The sequence below is a fragment of the Rhodanobacter sp. UC4451_H18 genome, from assembly GCF_052978225.1.
On the sequence record NZ_CM129663.1, the window covers coordinates 2,346,129 to 2,366,839 of the forward strand.

18 protein-coding genes are annotated in these 20,711 nt (G+C 64.7%); 7 read left to right on the forward strand and 11 right to left on the reverse strand.

The annotated features are described in order from the left end of the window. Nucleotides 1-3: 3 nt before the first annotated feature. The 5 genes from ACVCMG_RS10600 to adh form a co-directional block, all read right to left on the reverse strand. On the reverse strand, nt 4-390 hold the full coding sequence (locus ACVCMG_RS10600) for a DUF779 domain-containing protein (RefSeq protein WP_447107167.1): 387 nt from the start codon (nt 388-390) through the stop codon (nt 4-6). A 421-nt stretch (nt 391-811) separates the two neighbouring features. Continuing rightward, on the reverse strand, nt 812-2,023 hold the full coding sequence (locus ACVCMG_RS10605; RefSeq protein ID WP_447114086.1) for a c-type cytochrome: 1,212 nt from the start codon (nt 2,021-2,023) through the stop codon (nt 812-814). A gap of 13 nt (nt 2,024-2,036) precedes the next feature. Next, nucleotides 2,037-3,734 (reverse strand): methanol/ethanol family PQQ-dependent dehydrogenase, encoded by a 1,698-nt coding sequence (locus ACVCMG_RS10610; protein ID WP_447114087.1) that lies wholly within the window; start codon nt 3,732-3,734, stop codon nt 2,037-2,039. Between the two features lie 27 nt (nt 3,735-3,761). Further along, nucleotides 3,762-5,171, reverse strand: coding sequence for a porin (locus ACVCMG_RS10615; RefSeq protein WP_447114088.1), 1,410 nt, complete (start codon nt 5,169-5,171; stop codon nt 3,762-3,764). A gap of 42 nt (nt 5,172-5,213) precedes the next feature. Beyond that, nucleotides 5,214-6,734, reverse strand: a complete 1,521-nt coding sequence (gene adh / locus ACVCMG_RS10620; RefSeq protein WP_447114089.1) for an aldehyde dehydrogenase — start codon at nt 6,732-6,734, stop codon at nt 5,214-5,216. 263 nt (nt 6,735-6,997) lie between these two features. On the opposite strand from adh, the gene ACVCMG_RS10625 reads away from it, so the two are divergent. After that, nucleotides 6,998-8,866 (forward strand): sigma-54-dependent Fis family transcriptional regulator, encoded by a 1,869-nt coding sequence (locus ACVCMG_RS10625; RefSeq protein WP_447114090.1) that lies wholly within the window; start codon nt 6,998-7,000, stop codon nt 8,864-8,866. Nucleotides 8,867-9,094: 228 nt separating this feature from the next. On the opposite strand, the gene ACVCMG_RS10630 is transcribed toward ACVCMG_RS10625, so the two are convergent. Further along, nucleotides 9,095-9,355 carry a GlsB/YeaQ/YmgE family stress response membrane protein gene (locus ACVCMG_RS10630; protein ID WP_447107053.1) on the reverse strand — a complete coding sequence of 87 codons (261 nt, stop codon included), beginning with the start codon at nt 9,353-9,355 and terminating at the stop codon, nt 9,095-9,097. A 138-nt stretch (nt 9,356-9,493) separates the two neighbouring features. Between ACVCMG_RS10630 and ACVCMG_RS10635 the strand changes: the two genes are divergently transcribed. Beyond that, nucleotides 9,494-10,612: a PA0069 family radical SAM protein gene (locus tag ACVCMG_RS10635; RefSeq protein WP_447107052.1), complete on the forward strand. Its 1,119-nt coding sequence runs from the start codon at nt 9,494-9,496 to the stop codon at nt 10,610-10,612. A gap of 3 nt (nt 10,613-10,615) precedes the next feature. Here ACVCMG_RS10635 and ACVCMG_RS10640 read toward each other — a convergent pair whose 3' ends face one another. The 5 genes from ACVCMG_RS10640 to ACVCMG_RS10660 all read right to left on the reverse strand — a co-directional run bounded on the left by ACVCMG_RS10640 (nt 10,616) and on the right by ACVCMG_RS10660 (nt 16,181). After that, a complete protein-coding gene (locus ACVCMG_RS10640) occupies nt 10,616-11,191 on the reverse strand; it encodes a DUF4276 family protein (RefSeq protein WP_447107051.1) in 576 nt (191 codons plus the stop codon). Further along, nucleotides 11,188-12,378, reverse strand: coding sequence for an AAA family ATPase (locus ACVCMG_RS10645; RefSeq protein WP_447107050.1), 1,191 nt, complete (start codon nt 12,376-12,378; stop codon nt 11,188-11,190). The genes ACVCMG_RS10640 and ACVCMG_RS10645 overlap by 4 nt, the downstream gene beginning before the upstream one ends. A 130-nt stretch (nt 12,379-12,508) precedes the next feature. Then, complete coding sequence (locus ACVCMG_RS10650) at nt 12,509-12,772, reverse strand: haloacid dehalogenase-like hydrolase (protein ID WP_447107049.1); 264 nt, start codon at nt 12,770-12,772, stop codon at nt 12,509-12,511. Nucleotides 12,773-12,911: 139 nt separating this feature from the next. After that, a complete protein-coding gene (locus ACVCMG_RS10655; protein ID WP_447114091.1) occupies nt 12,912-14,969 on the reverse strand; it encodes a prolyl oligopeptidase family serine peptidase in 2,058 nt (685 codons plus the stop codon). A 195-nt stretch (nt 14,970-15,164) separates the two neighbouring features. After that, on the reverse strand, nt 15,165-16,181 hold the full coding sequence (locus ACVCMG_RS10660; protein WP_395120742.1) for a class 1 fructose-bisphosphatase: 1,017 nt from the start codon (nt 16,179-16,181) through the stop codon (nt 15,165-15,167). A 237-nt stretch (nt 16,182-16,418) separates the two neighbouring features. Between ACVCMG_RS10660 and ACVCMG_RS10665 the strand changes: the two genes are divergently transcribed. From ACVCMG_RS10665 to ACVCMG_RS10685, 5 genes are all read left to right on the forward strand, one after another. Continuing rightward, nucleotides 16,419-17,027, forward strand: a complete 609-nt coding sequence (locus ACVCMG_RS10665) for a DJ-1/PfpI family protein (protein ID WP_395120741.1) — start codon at nt 16,419-16,421, stop codon at nt 17,025-17,027. A 10-nt stretch (nt 17,028-17,037) separates the two neighbouring features. Beyond that, a complete protein-coding gene (locus ACVCMG_RS10670; RefSeq protein WP_447114092.1) occupies nt 17,038-17,265 on the forward strand; it encodes a hypothetical protein in 228 nt (75 codons plus the stop codon). A 36-nt stretch (nt 17,266-17,301) separates the two neighbouring features. Continuing rightward, entirely contained in the window at nt 17,302-17,931 is a 630-nt protein-coding gene (locus tag ACVCMG_RS10675) for a glutathione S-transferase family protein (protein ID WP_395120739.1), read from the forward strand. A 95-nt stretch (nt 17,932-18,026) separates the two neighbouring features. Continuing rightward, nucleotides 18,027-18,731 (forward strand): helix-turn-helix transcriptional regulator, encoded by a 705-nt coding sequence (locus tag ACVCMG_RS10680; RefSeq protein ID WP_447114093.1) that lies wholly within the window; start codon nt 18,027-18,029, stop codon nt 18,729-18,731. Between the two features lie 108 nt (nt 18,732-18,839). Further along, on the forward strand, nt 18,840-20,642 hold the full coding sequence (locus ACVCMG_RS10685; protein ID WP_395121300.1) for a DUF885 domain-containing protein: 1,803 nt from the start codon (nt 18,840-18,842) through the stop codon (nt 20,640-20,642). Nucleotides 20,643-20,711 lie beyond the last annotated feature (69 nt).

Consider the following 20,711-nt stretch of genomic DNA (forward strand, 5'->3'; position numbering starts at 1 on the left):
TGCTCAGAAGCGTCCTTCGCGGATCAGCTGCTTGATCTCGTCGTCGGTGAACAGCCGCGAACGAGTGAGAAAGCGGACACCTTCGCCGTTTTCCAGCGAAAACATGCCGCCACGCCCTTCGACCACGTCGATGATCAATTGCGTGTGCTTCCAGTATTCGTATTGCGCGGGATTCATGTAGAACGCTACGCCGGCGATCTCCCCGAGCTTGACGTCGCGATCGCCCACGATGAAATCGTCCTGCGCAAAGCACATTGGCGAGGAGCCATCGCAGCAGCCGCCAGACTGGTGGAACAGCAGCGGTCCGTGGCGTGTGCGCAATCGTTCGATCAACTCCTCAGCAGCCGGCGTGGCGAGCACTTTGGCAACTGCAACCGTGGTATCCGACATCTTGTTCTCCTGCATTGTGGCAAGCTGAAACGTCAACCGAGCCCCTAGCACGAGGCGGCGGTCCGGTCCGGGTCCGAAATAGCGGGCATTGCCGTCGTTGACGATCACCGTGCCGCTGAGTGCGGCAGGAACATCAAACGGCGCAAGATCCAGTCGACTGGCATCGACCTCTACAGCCTGCAGATTGGTCACGGCAGCCGTAGCGGTAAAATCCGCTTCTTTCGCCATGACTGGTTGCAGCGCACACCCCGCATGAACCAGGACAAGCGGATGAAGATGAAGCCCGCGGATTGCCGCGCGCTGTCGCGGCGGTGACCGTCCTGGCTGATTCACGTGGCACTCCCGTAGACTCTGGAAAATCCTGCGCCAACGGGCGCATGGCTGGTGCGCGACATCAGCTTCGCCTGCCGGCGGTGCCGATTCATTCGCCGTGGTAGATCAACCGCACCCTGGACTCCGTCGCATCTTCGAAAGTCAGTGCATCGCTGCCGGCCGGGTAGCCGTTCTGCTGGAGGATAAAGGCCATGATCTCCACATAATCCTCGTGCGCCAGGCTGCCCGGTTCGGTAGCTGGCATGTTTTTCGAAACGATGCCGAAGATGTCACCGACATGGAAGTCAGCCTTGGCCGGAGCAAAGTGCGGTCCCTTGAGTGCGGGTCCGGCGCGACCGGCCAGGGTTGACCCGTGACAGAACGCGCAGTGATCCTCGAACTTCTGCTTGCCGCTCGCCGCCTGGGTCTCGGTAAACAACGCCGGAGGGTGGCTCGCATCGTCCTGCTTCGATGCGGTTGCGCGACCGTTATCGAGCGACTGAACCTTGTGAGAAAGCTGCACCGATGCTGACGCACCGCGCTGCGAGGCCTGCGCCCTTCCCGCCTCGGCATAGGGCGTGAGCAGCCGCGCCAGCTCGCCCGAAGCGGTCATCGCCACGATTGCTCGGCCGAATGCTGCCGCCGCAGTTGCGTGACTGCTGTTGTACAGCGCCACCAGGTCGAATTGCGCATGCGGTTCGTGCAATGGGTGGTAACTGAAACCACCCGCCTGGTGGTGGCTGGACAGATAATTCACCACCGTTGGTTGCCACAGCATCGCCGCACCTGCTGCATGTGTCTGCAACGCCTTGATCGAATCGTCGTTGGTCAGATGGACGTCCGCCTGCAGGCCGGGATGATCTGCGAAGTACAGGTTCGGCGTGGTCTGGTAGGTCACCGCCACACTGGTCTTTTTCGGCAACTGGTCGAGCGTGGTGGCCTTGCTGTCCTTCGGCGTCACCAGCACGAAGCCGGTGTGACCGTACGCCTCGGTAGCCTGCAGGCCGGACGGTACGGCATGTTCGTCGGCATCGATCGGAAAGCCCAGCACCAACGTGCAACTGTCTTTGGCGAGCTTGTTGAACTCCTTCAGGTCAAAGCCCTCGTCGCCGCCGCTGCCATCAAACTCATGAACGCGCAGGGAGTTGCCTTCGTGGGTGGCCACGGCCTGTGCGAGGTGGTGGTCCATGGACGCGGTAGGGCTGCTTTTGTCGATGCAAACCGACAGCTCGCCCGCGACGGCGGTGCCGCCGTACATAAGTACGGCGGCCATTCCGATGCGGCACAGATGGGACCTGGAAGGGAAACGGTATGTCTTCATGCCAGCACTCCGGTTACAGCGAGAACACGTAAAAATGACCGCCCAGCGGTATGTTCCGCACTGCAGGATCCTTGGCCATGTCGCCGCCCCAGATCGGCGTGGCGCCGCCCCAGCCGGCGTAGACCGACACGTATTGCTTGCCGTCCACCTTCCACGTACTTGGCACGCCGATGACACCCGAACTCATCTGCGGGCTCTTCCACAGCACCTTGCCGCTCTTGGCATCGAACGCATACAGGTAGCCGTCCGCGCTGCCGGAGAACACCAGGCCACCGGCCGTGCTGAGCATGCCGCTATTCCACGGCAACGCCGAGGGATGACTCCACGCCTGCTTGCCAGTGTTGACGTCGATCGCCTGTACTTCGCCCCACTGCCCCTTGAATGCCGGATCGGCCACGACCTTGAAGCTCTCACCCAGGAAAGGCAGTCCGGCCTTGTAGCTGACTGTAGTGCCCTTGATCGTCATGCAGGTATGCATGGTCGGCACGTAGGCAAGACGCGTCTTCGGGTCAACCGAGATCGGCCACCAGTTCTTGCCGCCGAGGAAGCTGGGACAGGTGAACACTTCCTTGTCGACGGTCGGGCGCATCGCCGGATCGGTGGTGACTTTGCCGTCCTTCGAGCCGTTCACGGAGGTCGCCGTGGCGAATTTCTCCATGTAGATCAACTTGCCGTTGGTGCGGTCGATGGCGTAGAACCAGCCGTTGCGGCTGGCGCTGACCATTCCCTTGTACGACTTGCCCTTGTAGTCGATGTCGGTGAGTACCGTTTCGTTGGTACCGTCGTAGTCCCAGGTGTCGTTCGGGGTGTACTGGAAGTGCCACTTGATCTTGCCGGTGGCCGGATTCATGGCGATCACCGAATCGGTGTACAGGTTGTCACCCGGACGCAACGTGGCGAGCCATGGACCCGGATTGCCGACGCCCCAGAACAGCGTGTCGGTCGCCGCGTCGTAGGTACCAGTCAACCACGCACCACCGCCGCCGGTCTTGTACGCGCCCTTGGGCCAGGTCTTGCCACCGGGTTCATCGGGTGCGGGAACGGTGTAGGTCTTCCAGGCCTGCTTGCCGGTTTCCGCGTCCAACGCTTCGATGAAGCCGCGCGCGCCATATTCGCCGCCGGATTCACCGACGATGATCTTGCCCTTGACCACCAGCGGCGCCAGTGTCATCGCGTAGCCCACATCGGCCGACATCAGCTGCTTCTTCCAGACCACCTTGCCGGTCTTGGCGTTCAGCGCCACCACATAGTTGTCCAGCGTGGCCATGTAGACGTTGTCGCCGTACAACGCCACGCCGCGATTGACCACATCGCAACACACGGTCTTCAGGCCGACCTGGGACAGATCGTGCTGGTATTTCCACAACTGCTTGCCGGTGCTGGCCTGGAATGCCACCAGCTCATTCTTCGGCGTGGTGATGAACAGGTAATCGCCATTGACGATCGCCGGCGACTCATGCCCCTGCTCGAATGCGGTCTTGTAGTCCCAGACCTGCTTGAGCTTGGTCACGTTGTCGGTATTGATGTTCTCGAACGGGGCATAGCCGGTGCTGGCGTAATCACGCCGGTACATCAGCCAGCCGTTGTCGCTCGCCGCATTCACGAGCCGGGCATTCGTCACCGGCTTGTAGTCAGCCGCGAGCGCGCCGCCGGCCATCACCAGCATGGCGACGAACAGCCCCGTGTTGCGCAAAACAGTCAGATCTTTCATGAGAGTCTCCTGGGTCGGTGAGGCAAATCAGAAAAAGACGGCGCCGCCAAACGACGCGCCATTCATGCGCGCCGTATTGCCGGCAAAGTCCTTCGAACGGGTCTGGCCGAGCTCGAAGCTCAGCGTCACGCTCTTGGTCAGCGCGTAGTACACGCCGGCGGTGACGTTGCTGTTGGACTTGAAGTTCGCCGTGCTGGCGAGGTCGTCCCGGTTGCGGCTGATGCCGCCGTTGAGGCCCAGCTTGAGCTTGTCGGTCAGCTGGAAGGTTCCCTGCAGCAGGTAGTTGGTGGCCTTGGCATTGCCCTGGTCACCATCGGTCAGGATGCCGATGCCGCGGCCGCTCTGCACATTGCCCAGCAGGCCGAAGCGACCGATCTTGTATGAGGCACCGATTTCGGCTGCCGTCATGGTGAAGTTGTCAGGCTGGGCGCCGGATCCGTCCGCCGCGTAAAACTTTTGCGTCTTCGCACCCACCCAACCCTTGAACCCACCGGCACTGTAAGCCAGCTGCAGCTGTACCTGCGGTGCCGAGCGCGAGTCGTAGATGCCGGTATTGTCGACCGGACTGAACACGCCACCGGTGAAGATCAATCCGGTAGTGCCCGGCGAGGTGTAGACAATCTGCCCGTAATTGCCCAGGTAGGTGTAGCCGGCACCGATATGACCCAACGCCACGCGACCTCGCTGGGTCGCCTGGATGGGCGCACCCACGCCGATAAGCGTCATGTCAGAGAGAATCGCGTTGGAGCCAAACACGCCGTAATCGCGACCCAGCTTGACCGTGCCGAAACCCGGCGTTCCGACGGTGAAGAAGGCCTGACGTACATCGACGCCACTGTTTGCCGAGAGCGCGTCGCCAGTGGCTACGTGCGCCATCAGGCCAATCTGGGCACTGATGTCGATGCCTTGCTGTTGCGTGCTGAACTTGGTAATGAGCGCATCCGGCAGCAGCCCGTTGCCGATCGTGGTGCGGTTCTGCTGCCCGCCGCAACCCAGCGCGCGGCCCGCCAGGGCGGTACCGCCGACGGCATCGCCATTGCAGCTCACCGTGGTGTAGTAGGCATTGGCGAAACCGCCGATGTCCACCGTCCAGTCGTCGCCACTGAATGAAGTGGCGTTGGCTGCCAGTGGACACATGGCCAGACCCAGCACGGCCACGCCGCTGGAAAGTGACTTGAGACTGGACAGGCGATGCTTGCCTGCCGTCCTGTCGGTTGCTGATGTTTTCATACCCTGCTCCCCATGGTTGAATTGTGGCGCGACCCCTGCGTTGCCACCGTTGTGGCGTGAATGTCTTGCTTCTTCCGAACGGGCGATTCCCCCCCCCGAGCGACTGATCGCGCCACGAATGCGCGCCGTGTAGATCAGGCCTTTGCTGTTTTGCCGGTGCCGGCAAATCCGGTAACGACAGCCTTCCCGCGGCCAGCCCGGTCGCACGGCGCAAGGCAACGAATCACCCCGGCCGTGCGTGTTGGCTGATCAGAAAAAGCCCAGCTTTTTCGGCGAGTAACTGACCAGCAGGTTCTTGGTCTGCTGGTAGTGGTCGAGCATCATCTTGTGGTTCTCGCGACCGATGCCCGACTGCTTGTAGCCGCCGAACGTGGCGTGCGCCGGATACGCGTGGTAGCAGTTGGTCCAGACTCGACCGGCTTGAATGCCGCGACCAAAGCGATATGCCCGCGTACCGTTGCGCGTCCACACGCCGGCGCCGAGTCCGTACAACGTATCGTTGGCGATTTCCAGCGCTTCCTCGTCGGTCTTGAAGGTGGTGACGGACACCACCGGGCCGAAGATCTCCTCTTGGAACACGCGCATCTTGTTGTGGCCGAAAAATACCGTCGGCTTCACGTAATAGCCGTTCTTGAATTCGCCTTCGAGCATGTTGCGCTCGCCACCGATCAGTACCTTGGCGCCTTCCTGCTTGCCGATGTCGAAATAGGAGATGATTTTCTCCAGCTGTTCGCTCGACGCCTGTGCACCAAGCATGGTCGAGGGGTCCAGTGGATTGCCCTGCTTGATCGCGGCGACACGCTTCAGCGCGCGCTCCATGAACTTGTCATAGATCGACTCCTGGATCAGTGCACGACTGGGGCAAGTGCAGACTTCGCCCTGATTGAAGGCGAACATCACGAAACCCTCGATCGCCTTGTCGAAGAAATCGTCGTCGGCGTCGGCCACGTCGGCGAAAAAGATATTGGGCGACTTGCCGCCAAGCTCCAGCGTGGCCGGGATCAGATTCTGGCTTGCGTATTGGCTGATGAGCCGGCCGGTGGTGGTCTCGCCAGTGAAAGCAATCTTGGCGATGCGCGGGCTGGAAGCCAGCGGTTTGCCCGCCTCCAGACCGAAGCCATTGACGATGTTCAACACGCCCGGTGGAAGCAGGTCGCCGATCAGCTCGGCCCAGACCAGGATGCTGACCGGCGTCTGTTCGGCCGGCTTCAGCACCACGCAATTGCCTGCCGCCAGTGCCGGCGCCAACTTCCAGCATGCCATCAGCAAGGGGAAATTCCACGGGATGATCTGGCCGACCACGCCCAGTGGCTCGTGGAACTGGTACGACACCATGTCGTCATCGATCTCGCCCAGCGAACCTTCCTGCGCGCGGATGCAACCGGCGAAGTAGCGGAAATGGTCGATGGCCAGCGGCACGTCGGCATTGGCGGTCTCGCGGATCGGCTTGCCGTTGTCCCAAGTCTCCGCGTGGGCGAGCAGATCGAGGTTCTGTTCCATCCGATCGGCGATCAGGTTGAGGATGCGCGCGCGCGTCGTGGCCGAAGTCTTTCCCCACGCCTCGCGGGCCGCGTGGGCCGCGTCGAGCGCGGCCTCGATATCATCCTTGTCCGAACGCGGAATCTCGCAGAATGGATGACCGGTGATCGGCGTGACGTTCTCGAAGTATTTGCCGTTGATCGGTTCGATCCAACGGCCGCCGATGAAATTGCCGTAGCGCTGCTTGAAGGGAACCTGCACGGCGAGTTGCTGCTGTTCGAGCTTGGTCATGGGTGCGTACTCCGCGTCGGTGGGAAGGTATCGAAGTCAGAGCAGATGTCGTGCCAGATGCTTTTTCGCGTCGCAATTGTTGCGGCGCATGAAACCGTCATGTCAGGCAATGAAAAGGGAATGCTTTTCATTTGTGGCAACGCAGCATCCGCGATTCGAAGGCATGGTTGCGCTGCGCCGTCTGATGTGTTCTGTATCAAGACACCCTTTGGAGTAGGTGTCGCAGAATGCGACACACGAGGTATCCCATGCGCCAATCAGGCATGACCGAATCCATCAGCAAGGCACGCCGCCGCTTTTTCGACAGCGGTACTGCACCGCCAGGCCTGGTTCCAGACAACATCCTCGCCTCATGGCGCCGCTGCCGACAGCAGGGCCAGGTGGCGGATATCGGTCCTGAAGTGGCGCCGGTAGAGCGGCATGCGCTGAATCAGATGCAGGAACAACATGAAGTCCTGCGCCGGCTGTGCCGGCCGGAATTGCAGGCTCTGTACGCCAGCGCCAATCAGGCCGGCAGCATCGTGATACTCGCCGCCGCCGACGGCTTCATCCTTGATGCGCTGGGCAACGCCAGCTTTCTCGACAAGGCGGCCCGGGTGTCACTGTGTGCCGGCTCACCCTGGGGCGAATCGGTGACCGGCACCAATGCCATCGGCATGGCGCTGTTCGAGCGCCGCGAGGCCGAAGTACGCGGCGGCGAGCATTACTACGCGCCGCACCGCGTGCTCAGCTGCTCAGCCTCGCCGATCTTCGACCCGCTCGGAGAAGTTGTCGGTGTACTTGATCTGTCAGGCGAAGCGTCGATGCATCACCTGCACGCCTTGGGCATGGTGCAACTGGCGGTCGAACAGATTGAACATCGCCTGTTCGAACATCGTTTCGACGGTGCCGACATCGTGCGCATCCAGCCCGACCCCGACCTGCTCGGCACGGCGCGCGAGGGCATGCTGGTATTCGAGGCGCACCGGTTGGTGGCCGCCAATCGACATGCGCTGCGCCTGCTCGGGGTCAACTGGGAAGAGCTCGGCCGTCGTCGCTACGACGAATTGTTCGTTTCGGCCCTGCCACGCCCGGGCAGTCTGACCAGCATGCGCTGCCAGAGCGGCGAGATGCTCCATGCCAAACGTGATGCACTCAGTCACAACGGTGTCGCGTCACGCGTACCAGGCAGTCAGCGTGCTCGCTCGATCCGACTGCCGGAACCGGTTTTCCCTGCCGATCTGGAAGCCGAACTTGATCGCGGCGTGCGTTTGCTGGATGCCGATATCCCGCTGCTGCTGCATGGTGAAACCGGGACAGGCAAGGAGGTCGTTGCACGGACCTTGCATCAGCGTAGTCAGCGCCGCGCGGCGGCGTTCGTGGCGGTCAATTGCGCCGCATTGCCGGAACATCTTATCGAATCGGAATTGTTCGGCTACATGCCGGGCGCATTCACCGGTGCCCGACGCGAGGGCGCCACCGGATTGTTGCGCGAGGCCGATGGCGGCACATTGTTTCTCGACGAATTGGGTGACATGCCGCTCGGCATGCAAAGTCGATTGCTGCGCGTGCTGCAGGAGCGTGAAGTCACGCCGCTGGGCGGCAGCCGCGCGCACGCGATCGACATCGCCGTGATTGCCGCCACCCATCGCGACCTGGCTGGTGCGGTCGCCCGCGGTGAGTTCCGTGCCGACCTGTACTACCGGATCGCACAGGCCACCTTGCGTCTGCCCGCGCTGCGAGACCATCTCGATCCCGCTACCTTGATCAGGCAGCTCTGGCACGCCCTGGGTGCCGAGCAGATCCCGATGTCGTTGCACCCCGACCTGGTCGAGGAGTTGTCCGCCATGCCATGGCCCGGAAATCTGCGCCAGTTGGTAGGCCTGCTGCGCAGCTTCCTGGCACTCGGCGAAAAAGGGGCCACCCTGACCCACGACGATTTGCCAGCGGACTTGAAGAACCCGCAGGCACCAGCATCGGCGCCAGCATCGGCGTCGACGAGTCTGTCCGGCAGTCTTCAGGCGATCGAGCAACGGGCGATTGACGTGGCGATTGCCGCCTGCGATGGCAACGTCGCCGCCGCCGCACGCAAACTGGGAGTGAGCCGCAGCACCATCTATCGGCGTCTCGGCGAACATGGCCCAGCCGACTGACTGCCACCGGCAAGGCGGGCTTGGTTGTCGAGCCACTGCACCAAGGTCAACTCAGTGAGTGTCTGAGTTTCTCGATTGCATCGGCGCAGGTCGATGGCCGCCAGGGCCGCGCGCTGACATGACCATGACGCCTCTCTCCGTGGAACCATGGGCGCGCGATCAATCGCGTGGCGGATACGAAGAATGCGCAGCGGGGTCAACGCTGCGCATTTGCATCCAGCGGTTCTGTCAGGCACGCTTGATCAAGCCGATGATCACCAGCAACACGACGGCGCCGATCAGCGCATAGACGATGCTGGTGACGATCGGGCTGCCCAGGCTGAAGCTCACGCCCAGCGCGGGCAGCAGCCAACCGGCGAGGAAGGCGCCGATGATGCCGACCACGATGTTGCCGAGCAGGCCGAAGCCGAAGCCGCGCACGATCAGGCCGGCCAGCCAGCCGGCGATGGCGCCGATGACGAGGAAGATGATCAGGGCGGTGGCGGTCATGCGAACTCCTTGAAGTGGAAGGATGGGCGACGCGGTGCTGGCCATCGCGCCGCCCAAGCGTCCGCGCTCTGGTGTGGATGCCCCGTGAGCGGGGCCGATGTCGCGCCGGCTGAGACCTCCCCGCGGCACACTGGCGCGATGGAAGACCCCGCCGCCTCGCAGGCACCGCCGCCTTCCGCCGCGCCGGGCGCGGCGATCAAGGGCCGCGGCGCCGCGTCCAATCCGGAAGGCCGCTTCGAGCACATCCGCCGCCAGGCGGAGGACGACGGCTGGCAAAGCGCGCTGCTGGACGAGGACGCGCCGCGCCCGCGCACCGAGGTCACCGACGAGCGCGCCCGCAGCGTGATCAGCCGCAACGATTCGCCCGACATCGCCTTCACTCAGGCGATCAATCCCTACCGCGGTTGCGAGCACGGCTGCATCTACTGTTTCGCGCGCCCCTCGCACAGCTACCTCAACCTGTCGCCGGGCCTCGACTTCGAAACGAAGATCCGTGCCAAGGGCAATCTCGCCGAGGTGCTGCGCGCGGAGCTGGCCAAGCCGAACTACAAGGTCAGCCCGATCAACATCGGCAGCAACACCGATCCCTACCAGCCGATCGAGAAACGCTGGCGACTGACCCGCGCGGCGCTGGAACTGCTGGCCGAGTGCCATCACCCGTGCACCCTCGTGACCAAGAACGCACTGGTCGAGCGCGATCTGGACATCCTGGCTCCGATGGCGCGCGAACACCTGGTGCAGGTGCTGGTCTCGGTCAACTCGCTGGACAACCGCCTCGCCGCGAAGCTCGAGCCGCGCGCCAGCGCGCCGCACCGGCGGATCAAGGCGATCCGCGCGCTGGCCGATGCCGGCGTGCCGGTCGGCGTGCTGGTGGCGCCGATCATCCCCGCGCTCAACGACAAGGACATGGAAGCGGTACTGGCGCAGGCCTTCGATGCCGGCGCCCGCAGCGCCGGCTACACCACGCTGCGGCTGCCGTGGGAACTGAAAACATTGTTCCGCGAATGGCTGGCGCTGCACGCGCCGCAGCGCGCCGAACACGTGATGAGCCTGGTCCAGCAGATGAACGGCGGCCGCGACTACGACAGCAACTTCGCCACCCGCATGCGCGGCGCGGGCGTGTTCGCCGACCTCCTGTGCAAACGCTTCGAACTCGCCTGCCGCCGGCATGGCTTCGGTCGCGCCCGCGAACTCCGACTGGATTGCACGCACTTCGTGCCGCCGCGTAAACCATCGCCGCAGGGAAAGTTGTTCTGAGGCTCAACCTGCTGTCGCAACACCAGCGACGATGCGGCGGATGCCGTCGAGCAAAATCTGGAAGCTATGCGAACAGTTTTCGGTATTCAAGCGCAGGTACGGAGCAATGGCGCGTGAGCCGGCGCGCTCCTGGTAACGCCCGCCCGTCAGACGAATCAGTTCCTGCTTGGCGTTGTTAAGCTGATCCGGCGCGCGAAATTTTCGCGCTGACTGTTGTGCCGACAGACGAGGCAACCCAAGGCCTCGTTCCACCGCGGCCAAGTCACCAAGATAGAAGCTCTCCAGTTCATGGCAGGCTATGCGAACCAGCGTTCCGGGCTTGCCGGCGCAGCGGCAAAGCTTCGTCAATTCGTGTTTGATGGCATGGCAATCGGCCGAGTCCTGATCGCGTATCACGACGAAATGCGTATTTGGCGTAAGCCAGCATCGCAATTTACGTTCCAGTTCACGCAGCATGTCTTGCTTGCCGTCGAAAACAACAAAACGCGTGTAGATCTCCGGCGGAAGCAGTCGTGGAAGAACGCCTTCCAGCATTTCACGTGCCGATGGCTCTTCCAAACAGAACACCAAGGTGGTCACCGCGGATCGACTCCGTCGAAGAAGCCCTGTTTCCACAGTGCGCCCATGCGATCGCCATCGGCCATGTAGGCGGCGACCTGCGCATTGTCGCGCGCACGCAGAATTTGCGAGTATCCGTCGCGCTTGCGCAGCCAGAAGACTTCGTCCAACTGCAGTGCGTTGAGGAAATCCGGCGAATGGGTGGACACCAGCACTTGCCCGCCTCGGCGAGCATAGTCGCGGAACTCCTCGGCCAGCTCCTCCAGAAGAGTGGGGTACAGCTGGTTTTCCGGCTCCTCCACGCACAACAGCGGGTGCGGTCGAGGATCGTGCAGAAGCACGAGGTACGCGAACATCTTGATGGTGCCGTCGGACACGTAGCGGTCGATGAATGGATCCTTGAACGCGCCGTCCTGAAATTGCAGCAGCAGGCGGCCATCGTCTGTGGGCTTGGGCGTCACCGAGGTCACGCCAGGCACACGCTCACGCATGCTACGCAGGATCTTCTCGAATACCTCCGGATGGTTCTCGTAGAGGTTGCGTGCAACCAGTTGCAGGTTGTCGCCCGACACCGACAGATGGTCATCAATGCCCACCGCATCCTTGCTGCCGCGAGCCTGGCTGATGTGGAAATCGGAAACATGCCAGCTCTCGATCAACGAACGAAACGCATTGGCGGCCTTGAAACGCTCAAACTGTCCCAGTCCGCTGATCGCCAGGGTGTCGGGAGCCACGCGCTGTTCTTCGCGATCCAACTCTTCGTCGGGACGGTTGAAGTCCTCTTCGTTGGTGATCGCATAACCACCACCATTGCGGAAATCCAGGAAGTGGAAAGGTTTGCCGTGTCGTGCGCGCTTGTAGCGCAGGATTTCGCGCCGCACGACCGGGCGGCCCTTCTCTTCGCCAATGTGCACGATATAGGTCACCAAGCGCTCGATGTCGGCGATATCGAGGCGAAACTTGATCTCGATCTCGATGTTGTCGTTCGCCGCGGCACCGCGTGACAACATCTCGCGAAAGCCACCGCGAGCCTGCAATGCGTGGCGGACATTGAAGATCAAACAGTCCTTCAGAAAGCCGAATACGCCAAACAAAGTGGTCTTGCCGGTGCCGTTGGCACCAACGAGTACGCACAATGCCGGGATGTCGCGCATCTCTGCGTCACGGAAACTTTTGTAGTTTTTGAGTTGCAACGATTCGATGCGCATGAATGGTTCCCGGAAACTTGTCGCCCACCGTACTCGGCAGTCGGTAGTCTCAGCTTAGCTTGGCTGGTAGGTTGTTGCTTCTTTGGCATGTCTCGATGAGTGCGGATTACCGGGTATCGCAAGAGATCTTTTATCCGCAGTAGTCGTGCTTGTGTGCCAGCGCGAGCATGGCCTCGTCCTCGTGGGTGTCACCGTAGGCGTAGCAAGCCTCATACGGATCAAGGTCGTGACATTTGCTCACGCGAAGGGCCTCTTCCTCGCCCATGCATTGCGCGCCATGGTAACGACCGGAAAGACACTCGTCGCAGATTTCCATGCGCCAGCAAATCAGTTCCAGGCGGTGTTGGCGGCACCACGGTGCGAGGAAGAAGCCGAGGCTGCTGAGGGCCAGCACGGAATAGATTCATGAATAGATACTTTCAGCCAGATGAAAGGTTATTCAGCAGCTTGCCGGTTCACGTGGATTGATCCGTGAATGGATTTCCGCAGTCATGGCCAGCCTTCCCGACAGGGAAGGCTGGCCATGTCGCCGCCTATTCCGTCGCCGGCAGGTACTTGCCGAACCACTCCAGCGCCCGCTGCAGCACGTCGCGCTGGTGCGCGGGGTCGACGAAATGGTGGCCCTCGTCGGGGTAGACCACCAGCGAGGTCGGCACGCCCTGCGCGCGCAGCGCATGCCACATCTCGAACGACTGCGGCGCCGGGCATTCGGCGTCGCGGTCGCCGACCACGATCAGCATCGGCGTCTTCACCTGCTTGATGAAGTTGATCGCCGAGCTCTTCGCGTAGACGGCCGGATCGTCGTAGACGCTGGCGCCGAAGAACGGCGGCATCCACTGGTCGATCAGGTTCTGGCCGTAGTAGCTCTGCCAGTTGGAGATGCCGGCGCCGGCGACCACGGCGCGAAAGCGCTGGGTCTGGGTCGGCGCAAACATGCTCATGAAACCGCCGTAGCTCCAGCCGGTGAGGCCGAGCCGGTTGTCGTCCACCGGGAACTTCTTCTCCACCGCGTCGACGCCGGCCAGGATGTCGCGCAGGTCGCCGTAGCCGAAGTCCTTGCGGTTGGCCTGCACGTATTTCTCGCCCTGGCCGAAGCTGCCGCGCGGATTCGGCTGGAACACGAAATAGCCCAGCGCGGACAGCGGCGCGGCACCGTAACCCACGCCGGGCCAGCGCGGGATCACCGCACTGGCCGGGCCGCCGTGCACCACCACCACCATCGGATAGGTTTTCTTCGGATCGTAGTGGGCCGGATACAGCAGCCAGCCCTGCACGTGGAAGCCCTCGTTGTTCCACTCCACCGACTCGGCCTTGCCCCAGGCCGGCTTGAGCCCGGCGTTGAACGAGGTCACCGCCGGCGGCGCGGTGTTGCCCAGCGCGCCGGCGTGCACTTCGCTGGCGCTGGCGTACGAGCTCTGCAGGAAGGCGACGTGCCTGAGGTCGGCGGACAGCGACATCGCCATCGACGCGCTGCCATCGCCGATGCTGGCCGGCACGGTGAAGTGCACGCGCTGCTGCTGTGCACGCGTGGCGGACACTGCGTAATCGGCCAGCTGGCTCTGGCCGTTGCTGACCTGGCTGACCAGCATCGCGCGCGGCGACGTCCAGCGCAGCCAGCTCGGCGTGACCTTGATGCCGGGCGTGAGGTCGACCAGCGTGCCACCGGCGGCGGGCACCGCGTAGATGTCGCCGCCGGTGGCGCCCTGGTCGCTCATCAGGCCGCCGATGAAGGCGATCCGCGAGGCATCCGGCGACCAGCGCGGCAGCGCGATCTGCAGCCCGTGCAGCGAGCCGCTGGCGGTGTCGGCCGGATCGACCAGCACGGTGGCGGCGGCATCGACCTGTGCGGGCTGCACGTAGAGCCTGGCGATCCACCAGTTGTTGTCGCCCGGCGGCGGCGCGGCGGTATAGGCGATGCGCGAGCCGTCCGGCGACCAGTCGAACTCATAGGCGTACATGCTGGCGGGCGTCAGCTCGTGCAGCGCGCCGCTGGCGACGTCGAGGCTGGCCACGCGCTGCACCTCGACGCCGCTGACGCCGATCTCGCCGGCGGGCCGCTTGGCCGCGGCCACCGCGCTGGCGTGGCGGGTGGCGCCTGCGACATAGAGGAAGCCGAGCGACTTGCCGTCGTCGGTCCACTGCAGCGCGCGCACGTAGCCTTTCAGCGCGGCCAGCCGCGCCGGTGCGGTGCTGCCGCGGGTGTCGGCCAGGTAGATGTCGTTCTGCATCACCCGGGTGCTGGTGAGGTCGACGTTGCAGTTGGAGACGAAGGCGAGGTGGCGCGAGTCCGGCGCCCAGGCGATGCCGGATTCGGCGCAGCTGCCCGGTGTGGCCGCCGCACTCACGCGGCGCGCATGGCTGCCATCGGCGTTGGCCACCTCGATCGCCGGCTTGTCGTCGCGCCGGATCACCCAGGCGAGCTGCCGGCCGTCCGGCGAGATCGCGGTGGCCTGGATCGACTGCGCCTTGCCCAGTTCGGTCAGCACCTGCTCGATGCGCGGGTCCACCGTGGGCGCGTCGGCGAAGGCGTTGGGCGCCAGCGCCAGGCACAGCAGCGAAAGGGGAGCGATCAGGTGCGTGCGCTTGGGCATGAGAGGTTCCGGCCGGGGGAATCCGTCAAACCTACAACCCGCTGTGGCGTGCGCCAAGTAGGGAAGGCGCGCGCAGCGTGCCCCGTGCCGGGGCCGGATTGGCGCATCGCCCGGGGAGCGAGGCGCGGCTGGAGGAAGATCAGGGCGGGCCCCCACCAGCCCTCCCCGGCCTTGGCGGGGGAGGGAGCGAAGGCGTCAGGCCTGCGCGCCTTCGGCTTCCAGGTGGTAGCGCGTGGCCAGTTCGACTTCTTCCTTCGAACCGAGGAACACCGGCACGCGCTGGTGCAGGCCGGTCGGCTGCACCTCCATGATGCGTTGGCGGCCGGTGGTGGCCGCGCCGCCGGCCTGCTCGATGATGAAGGCCATCGGATTGGCCTCGTACATGATGCGCAGCTTGCCGCCCTGCTTCTCGATCTTCGCGTCCAGCGGGTAATAGAACACGCCGCCGCGGGTCACGATGCGATGCACGTCGGCGACCATCGAGGCCACCCAGCGCATGTTGAAATCCTTGCCGCGCGGCCCGGTCTTGCCGGCCAGCAGTTCGCCGATATAACGCTGCATCGGCGGCTGCCAGTGGCGCTGGTTGGACATGTTGATGGCGAACTCGGTGGCCTGCCCGGGAATGCGGATATTCCGGCGGCTGAGGATGAAGCTGCCCACTTCGCGGTCCAGGGTGAACTCGTGGGTGCCGTGGCCGAAGGTCAGCACCAGCACGGTGGCCGGGCCGTACACCACGTAGCCGGCGGCGAGCTGGGTGGTGCCCGGCTGCAGGAAGTGTTCGGCCTTCGGCTCGGTGACGCCGTCCGGGCAGCGCAGCACCGAGAAGATCGTGCCGACGGAAATGTTGACGTCGATGTTGGAGCTGCCGTCCAGCGGGTCGAACAGCAGCAGGTGCTGGCCCTTGGGATAGCCGTCCGGAATCTGCTGCGGGTCTTCCATCTCCTCCGAGGCGCAGGCGGCCAGGTGGCCGCCCCAGGCGTTCGCCTCGAGCAGGATCTCGTTGGAGATCACGTCCAGCTTCTTCTGCGCCTCGCCCTGGATGTTGCCGGTGCCGGCCTCGCCCAGCACGCCGCCCAGCGCGCCCTTGCTGGTCGCCACCGCGATGCGCTTGCAGGCGCGCGCGACCACCTCGATCAGCAGCGAAAGTTCGGCGTTGATGTGGCCGGCGCGGCGTTCCTCGATCAGGAACTGGATCAGCGAGACGGGTTTCATGTCGGGTCCATGGCGTGGGAGACGCTTATTGTCGCATTTGTGAGGAGCTGGGAATCGGGAATAGGGAATAGGGAATAGGAAGAGCTGGACTCGCCAAGCTCGAAGCTTCCTGCTCCTCAGCTGCTGCGGGCGATGTTTTTCCGATTCCCTATTCCCTATTCCCTATTCCCGGCCTGCTGACAACACGTTGGCAGCAGGGGGTCGCCAAGCTGTACCTCCAAGACGGAGGGATACGACATGCGCGACACGGTCTATTTCGTGGTGTTCGACGGTTTTGCCGACTGGCAGGCGGCGCTGGCACTGTGCGAGATCCGTCGCCCCGGCGACTGGGAGGTGCGCACCGTGGGTTTCTCGCGGGCCATGGTGACCTCGATGGGCGGCCTGGCGGTGAAGCCCGACCTCGCCCTGGAAGAGGTCGAGCTGGCGCGGGCGGCGTTGCTGATCGTGCCCGGCGGCCATTTGTGGCTGCGCGACGAAGGGCATGCGGCGGTGGAGCTGATCGGCCGCGTGCATGCCGCCGGCGCGCCGGTGGCCGGCATCGACAGCGGCGTGCTGGCGCTGGCCCGCAGCGGATTGCTCGACCAGCGCCGGCACACCGGCAACTGGGCCGGCCAGCTGGCCGCGCAGGTGCCGGGCTATCGCGGCACGGAGCAGTTCGACGCCGAGGTGCTGGCGGTCAGTGACGACGGCGTGATCAGCGCCAGCCACCTGGGCAGCATCGAGTTCGCCCGCGAGGTGATCCACACGCTGGACCTGTACAGCGCCACCGACCGCGCCGACTGGTATCGCCTGTTCAAGCACGCGCAACTTCCGCCCTGGTGCGTCGGCGAAGCGGTGGCGGCCTGAGGAGGGCGACATGAGCACGATCCTGCAACGCATCGAGAGGGCGTATCGCCCGCTGTATCTGCATGGCTTGCTGCTGGATGGCCAGTACCGGTTGCCGAAGGCCGATCCGCCGCCGGTCGCCGGTACGGCCCCACGCACCCGGCGTGCCCTGCTGGCCACGTTGTTCCAGCTTGTTCTCTGCCCGCTTGGTTCGGGCGGCCGCAGCGGTGGCCGGACTTCCGCGGGACAGCATCGCTGAGCCGCACCATCATCCCCCTGGCAAGGAGTCCATTCCATGGATCACCCACGCGTCACCTTCTTCCACGCGCCGCAGAGCCGCTCCGGCGGCACCCGCGCCCTGCTCGAGGAGCTCGGCGCCGACTACGACCTGCATGCGCTCAACCTGAAAACCGGCGACACGCGCAAGCCGGAGTACCTGGTGATCAACCCGATGGGCAAGGTGCCGGCGATCCGCCACGGCGAGGCGCTGGTCACCGAGCAGCCGGCGGTGTTCCTGTACCTGGCCGACCTGTTCCCCGCGGCCAGGCTGGCGCCGCCGCTCGGCGACCCGCTGCGCGGGCCGTATCTGCGCTGGCTGGTCTATTACGGCTCGTGCTTCGAGCCGGCGGTGATCGACAAGTCGATGCAGCGCGAACCCGCCGCGCCCTCCACCTGTCCCTACGGCGATTACGACACCATGCTGAAGACGCTGACCGACCAGCTCGAACGCGGCCCGTACCTGCTGGGCGACACCTTCAGCGCCGCCGATGTGCTGTGGGGCACGGCGCTGAACTGGACGGTGACGTTCAAGCTGGTGCCCGAGCTGCCGGTGATCCGCGCCTACATCGACCGCGTGCTGGCGCGCCCGGCGATGCAGCGTGCCGCCGCCGCCGATGCCGCGCTGGTGGCGGCGCAGTCGGCGTGATCCGCCGGTACGGCCACGATGGCACCGCGCTCGCGCCGCCGCGACCGTGACCTCCGACGCTGGCCGGCGCGCGCCGGCTCGGTAATCATGTACGCATGCGCCGTGCCGATCGCCTGTTCCTCATCATCCATGCGCTGCGCGGTCGGCGCACCGCGCTGCAGGCCCGCGCGCTGGCGCAGACCCTGGGCGTGTCGCTGCGCACGGTGTACCGCGACGTCGCCGACCTGCAGCTGTCCGGCGTGCCGATCGAGGGCGAGGCCGGCGTCGGCTACGTGCTGCGCAAGGGTTCGGACATCCCGCCGCTGATGTTCAACGCCGACGAGCTCGAGGCCCTGGTGGTCGGTTCGCGCTTCGTGCAGGCCTTCGCCGGCGTGCGCCTGGCCGAGAGCGCGCGGGCGGCGCTGCTGAAGATCGAGGCGGTACTGCCGCCGGACCTGCGCGAGCGCGCCGGCAGCACGCGCATCTTCGCCCCGGTCTGGCGCGACCAGCATCGCGAGGATTTCGCCGCGCTGATCGACCAGCTGCACGCGGCGATCGTCGGCAACCAGGTGTTGCGGCTGGACTATCGCGACGAGGCCGGCCAGTCCAGCGTGCGCGAGGTCGAGCCGCTGTGCCTGTCGTTCTGGGGCGGCAAGTGGACGCTGGGCGCGTGGTGCCGGCTGCGCGAGGATTTCCGCAATTTCCGTCCCGACCGCATCGGCACCGGCACGCCCACCGGCGAGGTGTTCGCCGACGTCGCCGAGCGCGGCCTGGCCGCCTACCTGCGCGCGGTGGGCGTGGATCAGCTCGCGCTGCGCTGAATGCGTTCGCCGTGTTCAAGCCGCGGTCGGCGCGTTAGGCTTGACGGGTTCGCCGGATCGCGCCGCGCTCCGCCTGCCGATTGCCCGCCAAGGAGCCCCGTGTTGAAGATGACCTCCAGGATCACCCGCCTCGCCGCACTGGCACTGGTGTTCGGCGCGTGCGCCATGGCGTCGGCGACGGCGGCGCCGGCCGCCGCCACGGGCAGCGCGGATGCGCAGTTCAAGCGCATCTACACCACCGAATGGGCGTGGCGCAGCGGCCACCCCGGCAATGCGGACGCCGGCGACAGCGGCCGGCTCGATGACGTCGGCGCGGCCAGCCAGCAGCGGCGGCTGGAATACTGGCAGCGCGTGATGACGCAGCTCGACGCGATCGACGTGGCGCAGCTGTCGCCGGGCAATCGGGTCAACTTCGAGGTCTACCACGCGCAGATCGGCAACCTGCTGGCCGACCAGAAGTTCAAGGCCTGGCAGATGCCGTTCAACAGCGACTCCGCGTTCTGGTCGGACATCGGCTACGAGCTCGGCGGCGACCGCCTGCGCAGTGTCGACGACTACCGCAAGTACCTCGACCGGCTGGACCAGATCCCGGCCTATTTCGACCAGCAGATCGCCAACATGCGCCTCGGCCTGAAACGCGGCTTCAGCGTGCCGCGCGAAGTGCTCAAGGGCCGCGACGTCTCCATCGCGGCGGTGGCGGATCTGAAAGACCCCACGCAGAGCAGCTTCTACAAACCGTTCAAGCAGCTGCCCGCCACGATCCCCGCCGACCAGGCGCAGGCGCTGCAGGGCCAGGCGCTGCAGCACATCCGCGACGACGTGATCCCGGCCTATGCCAAGCTGCTGAAGTTCTTCCGCGACGAGTACGTGCCGCAGGCGCGCACCACGCTGGCAGCCGAGGCGCTGCCCGACGGCAAGGCGTTCTACCGCCAGCAGATTCGCGAGTACACCACGCTCGACCTCAGCCCCGACGCGATCCACAAGATCGGCCTGGAGCAGGTGGCGAAGATCCACGCGCAGATGCTGGAGGTGATGAAGGACACCGGCTTCAAGGGTGATTTCCCGGCCTTCCTGGCCTTCCTGCGCAGCGATCCGCGGTTCTACGCCAAGACCCCGCAGGAGCTGCTCGACAAGAGCGCGTGGGTGGCCAAGGAAGTGGACGGCCAGATGGCCAAGTTCTTCGGCCACCTGCCGCGTTCGCGCTTCGCCATCGTGCCGGTGCCGGCCGACATCGCGCCGTACTACACCTCCGGCCGCGGCGGCGCCGACGCCTACCTGGTCAACACCTACGATCTGCCCTCGCGGCCGCTGTACAACATGCCGGCGCTGACCCTGCACGAGTCGTATCCGGGCCACGCGCTGCAACTGGAACTGGCCGAGGAGCGGCATGACCAGCCGGCATTCCGCCGCAATGGCTACATTTCCGCCTATGGCGAGGGCTGGGGCCTGTATTCGGAATACCTCGGCAACGAGATGGGCATCTACAAGACGCCCTACGAGAAGTTCGGCTTCCTCACTTACCAGATGTGGCGCGCGTGCCGGCTGGTGGTCGATACCGGCATCCACCACCTGGGCTGGACGCGGCAGCAGGCGATCGACTACCTGACCGGCAATACCGCGCTGTCCGACCGCGAGATCGCCAACGAGGTCGACCGCTACATCAGCTGGCCCGGCCAGGCGCTGTCCTACGAGCTCGGCTACCTGAAGATCCGCGAGCTGCGCGAAAAGGCGGAACAGGCGCTGGGCGCAAAGTTCGACCTCCGCCACTTCCACGATACCGTGCTGTCCACCGGCTCGGTGCCGCTGCCGGTGCTGGAGAAGCGCATCGACCACTTCATCGCCGACGGCGGCCCGGAACCGGATTTCGGCTGCGACTGCGCCAAGGCGAAGGGCACCGGCGACGGCGCCTGAACGCGGTCCGGACGGACGGGACAGGGGACTTCACGGATGTAGTAATATCAAGGCGTACTTCACAGGGAG

Excerpts from the sequence above, each read along its gene's own strand:
- ACVCMG_RS10670 (WP_447114092.1), top strand. The coding sequence starts at position 17,038 with ATGAGCACGATCCTGCAACGCATCGAGAGGGCGTATCGCCCGCTGTAT.
- ACVCMG_RS10680 (WP_447114093.1), top strand. The coding sequence starts at position 18,027 with ATGCGCCGTGCCGATCGCCTGTTCCTCATCATCCATGCGCTGCGCGGT.
- ACVCMG_RS10630 (WP_447107053.1), bottom strand. The coding sequence starts at position 9,355 with ATGACCGCCACCGCCCTGATCATCTTCCTCGTCATCGGCGCCATCGCC.
- ACVCMG_RS10625 (WP_447114090.1), top strand. The coding sequence starts at position 6,998 with ATGACCGAATCCATCAGCAAGGCACGCCGCCGCTTTTTCGACAGCGGT.
- ACVCMG_RS10655 (WP_447114091.1), bottom strand. The coding sequence starts at position 14,969 with ATGCCCAAGCGCACGCACCTGATCGCTCCCCTTTCGCTGCTGTGCCTG.
- adh (WP_447114089.1), bottom strand. The coding sequence starts at position 6,734 with ATGACCAAGCTCGAACAGCAGCAACTCGCCGTGCAGGTTCCCTTCAAG.
- ACVCMG_RS10660 (WP_395120742.1), bottom strand. The coding sequence starts at position 16,181 with ATGAAACCCGTCTCGCTGATCCAGTTCCTGATCGAGGAACGCCGCGCC.
- ACVCMG_RS10645 (WP_447107050.1), bottom strand. The coding sequence starts at position 12,378 with ATGCGCATCGAATCGTTGCAACTCAAAAACTACAAAAGTTTCCGTGAC.
- ACVCMG_RS10675 (WP_395120739.1), top strand. The coding sequence starts at position 17,302 with ATGGATCACCCACGCGTCACCTTCTTCCACGCGCCGCAGAGCCGCTCC.
- ACVCMG_RS10685 (WP_395121300.1), top strand. The coding sequence starts at position 18,840 with ATGACCTCCAGGATCACCCGCCTCGCCGCACTGGCACTGGTGTTCGGC.
- ACVCMG_RS10600 (WP_447107167.1), bottom strand. The coding sequence starts at position 390 with ATGTCGGATACCACGGTTGCAGTTGCCAAAGTGCTCGCCACGCCGGCT.
- ACVCMG_RS10605 (WP_447114086.1), bottom strand. The coding sequence starts at position 2,023 with ATGAAGACATACCGTTTCCCTTCCAGGTCCCATCTGTGCCGCATCGGA.
- ACVCMG_RS10635 (WP_447107052.1), top strand. The coding sequence starts at position 9,494 with ATGGAAGACCCCGCCGCCTCGCAGGCACCGCCGCCTTCCGCCGCGCCG.
- ACVCMG_RS10665 (WP_395120741.1), top strand. The coding sequence starts at position 16,419 with ATGCGCGACACGGTCTATTTCGTGGTGTTCGACGGTTTTGCCGACTGG.
- ACVCMG_RS10610 (WP_447114087.1), bottom strand. The coding sequence starts at position 3,734 with ATGAAAGATCTGACTGTTTTGCGCAACACGGGGCTGTTCGTCGCCATG.